Annotated in this window: 10 protein-coding genes and 1 pseudogene; 1 reads left to right on the top strand and 10 read right to left on the bottom strand. The window is 34.6% G+C overall.

All coding sequences use genetic code 11. From position 1 onward, the window contains the following. Positions 1–3: 3 nt before the first annotated feature. From PQ474_RS19920 to PQ474_RS19950, 7 genes are all read right to left on the bottom strand, one after another. A complete protein-coding gene (locus tag PQ474_RS19920) occupies positions 4–690 on the bottom strand; it encodes a 4'-phosphopantetheinyl transferase family protein (RefSeq protein ID WP_273847146.1) in 687 nt (228 codons plus the stop codon). A 390-nt stretch (positions 691–1,080) separates the two neighbouring features. After that, positions 1,081–1,371, bottom strand: a complete 291-nt coding sequence (locus tag PQ474_RS19925; RefSeq protein ID WP_273847148.1) for a transposase — start codon at positions 1,369–1,371, stop codon at positions 1,081–1,083. 48 nt (positions 1,372–1,419) lie between these two features. Continuing rightward, the gene (locus PQ474_RS19930; RefSeq protein WP_273847150.1) at positions 1,420–3,012 is read right to left on the bottom strand and encodes a hypothetical protein; all 1,593 of its coding nucleotides are present in this window, start codon (positions 3,010–3,012) and stop codon (positions 1,420–1,422) included. Continuing rightward, positions 2,987–3,703: an ABC transporter ATP-binding protein gene (locus tag PQ474_RS19935; protein WP_273847152.1), complete on the bottom strand. Its 717-nt coding sequence runs from the start codon at positions 3,701–3,703 to the stop codon at positions 2,987–2,989. Before PQ474_RS19935 ends, PQ474_RS19930 begins: the two co-directional genes overlap by 26 nt. Positions 3,704–3,736: 33 nt before the next feature. Continuing rightward, the gene (locus PQ474_RS19940; protein ID WP_273847153.1) at positions 3,737–4,528 is read right to left on the bottom strand and encodes an ABC transporter permease; all 792 of its coding nucleotides are present in this window, start codon (positions 4,526–4,528) and stop codon (positions 3,737–3,739) included. Then, positions 4,525–5,430 carry an ABC transporter ATP-binding protein gene (locus PQ474_RS19945; RefSeq protein WP_273847155.1) on the bottom strand — a complete coding sequence of 302 codons (906 nt, stop codon included), beginning with the start codon at positions 5,428–5,430 and terminating at the stop codon, positions 4,525–4,527. The genes PQ474_RS19940 and PQ474_RS19945 overlap by 4 nt, the downstream gene beginning before the upstream one ends. Then, positions 5,427–5,663: a PLD nuclease N-terminal domain-containing protein gene (locus PQ474_RS19950; protein WP_273847164.1), complete on the bottom strand. Its 237-nt coding sequence runs from the start codon at positions 5,661–5,663 to the stop codon at positions 5,427–5,429. The genes PQ474_RS19945 and PQ474_RS19950 overlap by 4 nt, the downstream gene beginning before the upstream one ends. A gap of 201 nt (positions 5,664–5,864) precedes the next feature. Here PQ474_RS19950 and PQ474_RS19955 point away from each other — a divergent pair, with 201 nt between their 5' ends. After that, on the top strand, positions 5,865–6,410 hold the full coding sequence (locus PQ474_RS19955; RefSeq protein WP_273847157.1) for a helix-turn-helix domain-containing protein: 546 nt from the start codon (positions 5,865–5,867) through the stop codon (positions 6,408–6,410). A gap of 343 nt (positions 6,411–6,753) precedes the next feature. Here the strand turns inward: PQ474_RS19955 and PQ474_RS26430 are convergent. The 3 genes and pseudogenes from PQ474_RS26430 to PQ474_RS19965 form a co-directional block, all read right to left on the bottom strand. Then, positions 6,754–6,887, bottom strand: a pseudogene (locus PQ474_RS26430) (M23 family metallopeptidase); the annotation flags it as partial. A 170-nt stretch (positions 6,888–7,057) separates the two neighbouring features. Continuing rightward, positions 7,058–8,203: an SMP-30/gluconolactonase/LRE family protein gene (locus tag PQ474_RS19960; RefSeq protein ID WP_273847159.1), complete on the bottom strand. Its 1,146-nt coding sequence runs from the start codon at positions 8,201–8,203 to the stop codon at positions 7,058–7,060. 545 nt (positions 8,204–8,748) lie between these two features. Further along, on the bottom strand, positions 8,749–10,038 hold a 1,290-nt coding region (locus PQ474_RS19965), incomplete at its 5' end, for a fructose-bisphosphatase class III (protein WP_273847160.1).

The raw sequence follows: 10,038 nt of genomic DNA on the forward strand, positions 1-10,038 counted from the left end.
CCCTTATCCGTTTACTTTTGTAGAATTAATTGGAAACGTAACACTTCGTATCTGGTCTTCTCTAAGCACAACCTTACACTGATATTGCGTAAAATGACTAAAAAACAATAAAATGCCCTCATGGTCAACCTCAAACCTCGAAATTTCAAAAATTTGTAGTGGTGTGGTTAATCCTGTTTTTAATATTTTTGATAGACTTTCTTTGGCACTAAAAAGAATTTCCTTACTTAAGAAGCTACTCCCCTGAATCATCTCTCTTTCGTGCTCAGTTAAATATTCTTCTAAAAACGGAGAATCCTCTTTTGTTCTTTGTTCAACATCGATACCCATTGGATGCAACTGATCAAATACGACGATTCCAATTGTTTTTGAGGTATGGGATATCGAAATGCCGACATTAACCGGCAGAAACCTATTTCCGATAACGACGGGCTGTCCGAACACACCTTTTAGAAGAGAAATTTGTTTTATTTCATTTAAACCAATATCTAAAAATTTCATGATAGAAAATTTTGCACAATATAAACTTTTCTTTGCTTCTGAATTTTTTTTTACAGTTAGTGAATCTAAATAACTACGTTCTTCCTCACTAAATATCCCATCTACATCGTTTAAATTTAATAAGTCTGCCTCATAAAACATGGTGAAGGCTTTGTAAGTATTGCACTTATTCATAAAATATTCGATCAATCTCCCCCCTCCCTTTTTACTAAATTAACAATAATGATCTACCTTTTTACCGATATAATTTTATTTATTTTAATTATTTTTTTACTACATTGGCCAAAAACATTATCATTATCATTATTGATAATACCTTACCATAACAAATATGTAAGGTCTATTAAATTTTTGTAAAATTATAGGTTGTTTAATTGTTTTTGGTTGATTTATAGTTTTATTTACTTATATCTAAAGCCTTAACACAAAAGTATTTTACTCGTTTAGTTAAGAAAAATTTTATTTTTAAAATTTCTTTTAAAAATTTAAATAGATTTCAAATTTTTATATAAAAAAAAGCCTATTCAATTTGATCATTGAATATGGCTTTCTCCTATTATTTAAAATAGATTAGGTCACCTATTTAATTTCTTTCACCAAAATATGCATTGCTTTTTTAAGTATTTCATTTTCCTCTTTGAGGCTTTCAATAATTTGGTCTTGATCATTTGTCATGTTTGTTCCTGAATAAACAATGCTCCCGTCTACTTTATAGCCTTCCTTATTTTTTTCTTTATAGGTGTTAACCCAGTTACGTAGAGTTTGTAATGACACATTTATCTCTTCAGACAGTTCTTTTGTCTTCCTACCTTCCTCTACCACTAACCGTGCAACGTGCATCTTAAATTCTTTATCATGATGCTTCCCCATAGGTAGATGCTCCTTTCTTGTACCTTTAATGATTTTCAAGTAAATCTTTTACAAAACTAGCTTCACCTTTTTTATTAGGATAAGCAATGTTGACATTCCCAATAAGAGAGTAATAATTGTCGCTATAAATGATTGATCCACAAACCATATTAAGCTAAAGTGAACCGCTATGATTAGGATCAATATTGGTAATCCATACAGGAGACTGATTAAAACATTCGGATTTGATTTAATCGCCTCTGCTGGGTTTTCCCAATCTAGACTTGGTTTTTTCATATCGTAGAGTGGTGTGAGAAGGTTATAGCAAATGACTAGACTTGTGATAGTCAGCAGCAATGCTATACTTTCAAATTCCCAGAACCCAAATAGAGCCAATATTAAATAACTTACCAAAATAGCCATAATACTCATTATTGACGAAATGACGACTTTCGAAAAATAGACATAGTTCTTATTAAAGGGAGCACTCTTCAATAGATAATGATATTTTCCCTCTCTTGAATATGGTGTACCACTTATATTATTTATACAGCACAGAAACAGGACAACATATGAAAAGAATGATCCTAAAAAACCTTTATTTGAAAGAATGAAATAGGATGGAAATACATCCTTTTGTACTAATACTAATAAGATCACTGCACCAATGGGAGGCAGTAGGAGACCTAAGGCAATCTGCATTTTAAAATATGCTTCTGATTGAATAATCCATAGTTCTCTTTGTAAATAGTTAACCCATTGACTATTAGTAATTCTAACTCTTGATGGTCTTAGACTCGTTTCACTTTGTTCAGATACTCCATTCTTAACATAACTGAAAGAGCATATTTTTATCACAATATAATATAATAAAATACTAATTAAAATGGTGAAACTTAACATCACAACCCATAGTCCCATTTGCTCCAAGGTGGTAAAACTCGTCACAATCAAGCTAATTAGCGCCATGTTATTGAACGTTTCATACATCGTCAGAAGGACAAATTCCACCGAGTTCAGTAAACCTTCAATTGATGTTACATCCATTTGTGACAGAAATGTTGAGATGGTAACCGTCATTTTGCTAGAAAAGTAAACTAGGCAGCCGATCAATACGAGGAGGATAACAGCCATGTTGGCAGCTAAATAGTCTACTTTATTTTTAAATCGATAATACTGTGTATTCACAATAGAAAGAAGAAAGAGGAGAAGCAGAGCTGTTAAAACATTTACTATTGGTATGAAGAGTAGCAGCTTCATTGCTTCGATGATTCTAATTTCGATAAGTAAAAGCACTAAAGTAGGGATTTGAACAAGCATTGAAATCACCATAGGAACCCATAGACTACTGATCACCTTAGCGGTTATAATTTCTCTAGCACTTAAGGGAAGAGGAACTAACATGTTAAATTCATAATATGCAAACACCTGAGAAATGGAGAAATAACAAACCAATGCAAAGATAAGCACACTCGATATCAGTAAATTGTAAAACATGAACATAGGCGTATTTCCTAGTAAAAATACGGCGAGATTCACCACTGTTAATTGGACAAACATGTAGAAAGCAGCTATAATCAATACGACTTGAAGCATCGGTTGCTTGGGTCTTCTATAAAAGGAAGAAACGAAAAATTTAATTAATTGACGTTTTTCGTTCATATACTTGTGCCTCCATAAAAATGGACTCTAATGATTCTTCGCCGAGGATATTTTGAATATCATCATGTAAAATAATCTTTCCTTCTTTTAGAATAGCAACAGTACTACATACCTTTTCAGCGATGTCTAATAAATGGGTAGAAAAGAATACGGTCCCACCCATTTCTACATAGTGTTTGATTAATTCTTTAAAGACTAGAACCGCATTTGGATCTAAACCGTTTAAAGGTTCATCCATAATAATAATAGGGGGAGAAATTACAAAAGCAGCAATTAATAAAACTTTACGGAGCATTCCGTACGAATACGTCCCCATTGGTTTAGTTACGGCCTCTTGCATATCAAATTTCTCAATAAACTGATCAAACCTTTTTTTATCCTTTTCCCCATATAGGTTCATTAAAAAACAAATCCAGTCATATCCCGATACATTTTTAAAGACATTAATCGTATCAGGTATGAAAAAAAATTGCTTCTTATACTCAATTCCAGCTTCTTTAGAGAGACCATTGATTTCTACTTTGCCTTTTTGATAATCCACAATGCCTGTAATAACGTTTAATGTTGTAGTTTTACCGGCGCCATTCCCTCCAACAAACCCTAATATTTCGCCTTTTTTTATGTTGAGATCTAATCCGTTTAAGACTTTCTTTGAGGTATAGCTTTTTTCTAAGTTTGTAATCCTTAACATCTCTTAACCTCCTAGCATTTGTGTATACTTACATTATTGCTCATTACTAAACTTCTTTTTTGTGATCCAATTATTTGTAATGCTAAGTGTGAAAATAGTTAGAAGTAATGTTGCTATTCCACTGAAGATGACACTCTTATTAATTGATCCTACAACCAATACTTCCATCGCATAATGACTCATACTGGCAGGATTAATAGAATCGATAATAGGACTTAGCCCCACTATCATTCTACAAAAAATTAAAAAAACAATTGAGATTAAAGCTATAATTCCCTGACCATTGAAAATGGTGCTTATCATTGTCGTAAATCCAACAATGAACAACACCCAAACTAGATAAAAGACTAACGCAGTTAGTAGGTCCGCAAGTGGAATACTTGTAAATAGAAATTGAACATAAAAGTATGAAGCAACATAACCGATTGCCACGCTCAAAGCAATAAACAGATAGTTGGAGACTACTTTACCACTAATATAGGATCCAACCATAACAGGTCTTGTTAGAATAAAAGCTAACATTCCATTTGATTTATCAGACTGAACAATCCCCATCATCGAAACAATGATAATAATCAAACCTAATTGATCAAATTGAGAGGCCAATGTCGTAGCTAATACTTCTCCACCACTTTGAGCGGCCATGCTTGGATCAATGATAATCCCCTCACTACCACCAAGTGCCTCTAATATTGAAGGTAAATAATAACTAATAATTGGTTGAGTCATCCCTAAAAATAGATACACAAGGGGTAGCCAAATAATCTTATATTCCCGAAGCATTTGAACAAACTCTTTTTTTAGAATTACTGTGAAGTTATTCATTTCGCCACCACCAATTTTAAGAAGATCTCTTCAAGAGTATCGTTATCTATCTCAAATTTTGCTATATCGACATTATGCATAAGAGCACTTTTTAACAACATATTTTTGTTCAGTTGTATATTTTCAACCTCTACTTTCACCTTATTTCCGATGACCTCTACGTCTTTAACATACTCTTCTTTCGCAATGATCTGAACCCATTGCAGGTCTTTGCTTGCCATCTCAATATTCAGCTTATTTTGACTGTTTTGGTTTAATAGTTCAGTCAGTGTCGTATCTTCAATCTTTTCACCATTTTTGATTATGACAAATCGTTCACAAATCTCTTCTGCATCTCCTAAAATATGAGTTGATAGCAAAATTGTGGTTTCCTTTTTGATTTCTTCGATGATATTAAGTACTTCCCGTCGACCAACTGGATCTAGAGCTGATACTGGTTCATCCATGACAATAAGCGCTGGCTTATGCAGCAATGCCTGGGCAATCCCTAGTCTCTGCTTCATCCCACCTGAAAAAGTTCCAACCCTTGAGTTCTCTTCTCCACTTAATCCTACTTTGTTCAATATTTTTGGTATCGCTTCTGTTAATTCTTCTTTTTTAACTCCTGATAACTGTCCCATAAATGACAAGGTTTCTTTTGCTGTCATCCATGAGTAGAAATTCGGATATTGAGGTAGATAGCCGATTTCTCTTTTCATTAGTGAAATCTTCTTACCATCAAGAAGAACTTCCCCCTCAGTTGGGTCAAGTATATCTGAAATCACTTTAATTAGTGTCGACTTACCAGCTCCATTAGGTCCTATTAATCCAACACATTCTCCAGATTGAAGCTCCATTGAAAACTGATTAACGGCTGTTTTTTCTTTAAATGTCTTTGTGACATTTCTGATTTCAAGTCTCATCTTTCACTTTCCTTTCTGCCGATGACCAAATATAATATTGGCCCGAGGGTATTTACAAAAAGTATAATTAAGGTCCATAGTAATACGTTATTTCTTCTCTTTCGATTTCTATACAAATCAATTAATGCAATCAGTATTAAGATCCATCCAATAACAAGGACAGGTAAAATAAATGGTAGAAAAGACATAATATCTATATTCTTCAACGTGTCTATTCCATAATGTAATTTCATGGCTCTCACTCCTCCTATTAATCATTATCATTATTGATAATGATAACATAACATTTGGAAATTCGCACCTGTTTTTTTAAAATTATTGTTTTAATTATTATTGTTATTTATAATGATAATATTATCATTTTAAATAACAATACATAGAAACACTTAATAAGAACGCATAGAAACAAAAAAACGGAATGTTAGGAGCATATTATGATTAACAAAGCTGAGATTTTAATGCACCCAGTACGAATAAAAATTTCCCAAGCTTTAATGAGGAACAGAGACAATGGACTAACCCCACTCGAAATGCTGAAAATTATTGAGGATGTTCCCCAAGCTACACTCTATAGACATATTCAAGTGTTGGTGGATTATGGCGTTATCCGTGTACTCAAAGAGAAAAAAGTTAGATCCGTCTCTGAAAAGTATTATGTTCTTAATGAAGAAGAAGCTAGACTTAGTGGGGATGAATGGAAAAAATCGCCAAAAGAAAAGAAACTAAATTATTTTTCCTATTATCAGTTATCACTAATGAATCAATACCAGAACTACCTTACAAAATTAGAAGAAAGGGAACATGCAGAGGACGGTTCCACCTTCTCACTTTTAGAACTAAAGCTCGATGATCAAACATTTCGCACCTTTCAAAATGAATTAAATGAGCTGATGATCAAGTATTATAAGGCAACGAAACAAAGCAAACTGAAAGACGCTCCTATTCAAACGATTGGGGTTACTATTATCCCCGAATCTTAAATACAGGTCTCTTCATACGTTCCTTTCTAAAGTGATCATTCTGTAGGATCTGGAATAGGAAAAAGGGTGTCACGATTGGCACCCTTTCTTTTTACATGTTAGAAAAGGAGGGTTTCCATATTCAGCATGTAGGAATTCGCCTTCTCCCCTTCCTTCCTGTACATACTAATTCTCTCTTCATTCCAAACATAGTTAAACCTTGCCACCTTATCACCAACCTCCTAATAAAAAACACAACTGTAAGTACAAGTTGTGTTTAGTCTAACCGCCTATTTATTCATTTCAAGAATTTTTTTTGCACATAAAATTTAAGGAATTTTTTGTCGCTAGACATTACTTTTCGTGGTATATAACGTAATGGATCAACCGCATTTGACTTCGCACCATTCCAACCGCCTTCATATACTTCAAAGTGAAGGTGTGGTCCAAATGATTGTCCAGTATCCCCATCATACCTAAACGCTGCCCATCTGATACTTCACGATTTTCTAAATGCGTTAACTTGGATATCAGGCCGCGATAATAAGTAGATTCATTAAAAGCAACCTAGCAAACCAACAATTGAGTAGAAGCAGGCATCTCTTATTGGCTGCCTGCTTCCTCTTTAAAATAAGCTGCGAACTCAATATGTGAGGGTTTTGTGTGGTCTAATAACCTATATCTGCCTTTTTAATCCAACCAATTGTGTTCGTATTATTTAAATGATGGAAGAATAACTTATCGTCTGACTCAGTTGCTCCAGTGATTTCTGTATATGAACTATCTGGATCTTGTAAATCAGCTAAAACTTCTCCTGATTCATTAATGGCTATAACATGAGAATATCCATTACCTTTAGGCAACAGAAAGTCAGGTAAGCGCATCGCTATAGAACGAAGCCATGGTTTGTTTGCACTATAGTCTAAAAAGTCATTTCGAGGATAAATTAATCCAATCCAGTATCTTCCATCTTCCCCTTGCACTATATTATCAGGTAGGCCTGGTAAATTATCAATGACGATCTGTGCAGATTTATTCTGTTTGAATGCACTGGTGTTTTCTGCAGTTACGTCTAATTTCCAAACACGATATTTTCCTGTTTCGTTTATGAATAAATACTGTTCATCTTCACTTAAAGCAATTCCATTTGCAAAACTTAAGTCATTTATTAATACTCGTGTTTGTTGTGTTTGAGGATTGTATTCCAATACTCTTCCCGAACTGCTATTGGCTAATATGTCTAGTTCACCAGCTTTTCCAACATCACCAATTTCCTTTGCCTTCACTTGTAATGAGGCATCTGTAAAGTAAATCAAACCGTTTTTTGCCACTACAACAGCGTCAGCAAAATAAATGGGATAGCTATCGGCGGAATCAGTTAAAAGTTCTGTCTCTGCTCCCCCCTCAAGGATCGTCACTCGAAGCAATCCACCATGGTCTCCATACAAAGGATCAGCAATGATAAGTGCTCCCTCTGAATCAAAGTCGAATCCAAGAGGACGTCCCCCTGTATTTACGACAATTTCAATTTCTGATCCATCAGGGCGAACTCGGATAATTTCTCCATCCTTCATCGCGGCATACAGCCAATTATCTCGATACACAATATGCTCTGGTTGTTTATAATGATCTAGTTCAATAAATCCCATTCCTGCTAACCTACTATTCACTTTATGTGGACCTGTATATCCTTCTGACTTTGGAGCATCCCAATTCGGAGAATGAATCGGTACGGGCCATAACGTTAAATAAAGTATGAGGAGTAATGTACTTAGACCAATAATTAAATAACCTTTCTTCTTTAGGCTCATCATCTTTTTCCCTTCTTATGTGCTGGAGTCAGGCACTATTTAGAGATAACTAGTTTGAAGTGAACGATGTCGACAATGGGACAACTTACTTCAATAATCGTCTCTCTACTCCTCTGAGCTGGTTTAGTAGATAAGATTTAAAAATGTACTTCTCCAATTAGAACGCCTATAACAATGATGGCAGAAAGAAAAGCTACTACTGAAGTAAAATCTTATTAAATAAACGAATAGGTTTTAGACCAGTTTTCAGCTTATTTGAAAAAGTTAACATTACAATCAGTATAGCAATACTTATGATTGATGCTATTAAGTCAGTGAAAGTGAATGGCTTGCTTATATAATCATCCGAGTAATAACTAGTAAAGATCAACACTCCTCAACCATGTTATGTAAATGAGTCATCCATGAAGGCACAACGAGCAGATAAAATCCGCTAGTTGTGCCTTCTTTCACGCAAAACTTCCGATTGTCCCCTGTTAAAACCTGTCCCCTTGCTTCGGGACAGGTTCATTGACTCCCTGGATCGTGGTTCCTATCCCTTCGGCCTTTTATTTCACATAGCGATATTCCAGCAGGCTATTCAAAATAGAGAGTTCTTGTAATATTTCCTCTCCCACATTCGTTTCTAGAACCTTTTTTCTCTCTAATTCTTTATCGACTAATCTTTTTACTGATAACACATCCGTTCCATTTATAAGGACATCTTCTTTTGAATTAAACTGTTTATGGGCGACAAGTTGCATACCGAACGAGTTGTATAATAACGTGTATCCAGCAATCCCTGTTGTTGATTGATAAGCCTTGGAAAATCCTCCATCAATCACAAGCATCTTTCCATTTGCTTTAATTGGGTTTTCTCCGTCTATTTCTTTCACTGGTGTATGGCCATTTATAATATGACCTTGATCAGGGTTAAGATCAAATTCTGCTAGGATTTTACGGCAGATTTCTTCATTTTCACGTAAATGGTAGTATGGGTTTTTTCTCTCTTTATGGGTTGTTTTATCCTTAATGAAATACCTTTCAAAGGTCGTCATTTCTCTTTTCCCAAATAGTGATGAATATTCACCTGTCCATAAATACCAGACCATATCTTTCGCAAGATCATCTGTCTCTTCAGGATGAGCAAATGCATGTCGTAAATAATGTTCAAACGTATCAAGTAACTCACGACCAGCATAGGTTTTATTTTCAATGACCATTTTTTCCATATTTCCTTCTTCATCTAAAGGAATACAGCCGTGTATTAATAAGTTTCCGTTATATCTTAAATAAAGGCTGCCTTTTTTCATCAGAAAATTCATATGTCTAGCCAGCTTTTCCGAGTGCTGAACAGAAAATAACAGTTTATCTATGACTTGCTCTTCTTCCTCTAATAGTTGATCAGGTTGTTCTGGATTAACTGTCGCAAAGCAAGTATGATCTAGTGGATATGTTTTCCCATGAATCGTTATTTCATTTTTATCATAATCAATTTTCTCAAGCAGAAGTCTCTCTGACATTTTAAAGTCCGGGCGTCTCTTTATAATAGGGCTTTCGAGTTTGAACTGAATCATGGCAATGGCTTGATGAATTTTCGTAATTTGTAATTCTTCTTCCACAGATCCTTTTTTATCTGATTGTATTTTGGGTCTAAAGACTGGATTGTCGTTATAATATTTTTCCGCAAGATTAAGAAGTGGTCTGAGGTTAATTCCATACACATCTTCAATAATATCCAAATTGTCGTACCGAGCGCAGATACGAATAATGTTAGCGAGGCAAACCTTGGATCCAGCGAAGGCCCCTAGCCAAAGGACATCATGATTTCCCCATTGAATATCAACAGAATGATAATT

The sequence above is a fragment of the Halalkalibacter alkalisediminis genome (assembly GCF_028610705.1).
Taxonomy (GTDB): Bacteria; Bacillota; Bacilli; order Bacillales; family Bacillaceae_D; genus Halalkalibacter; species Halalkalibacter alkalisediminis.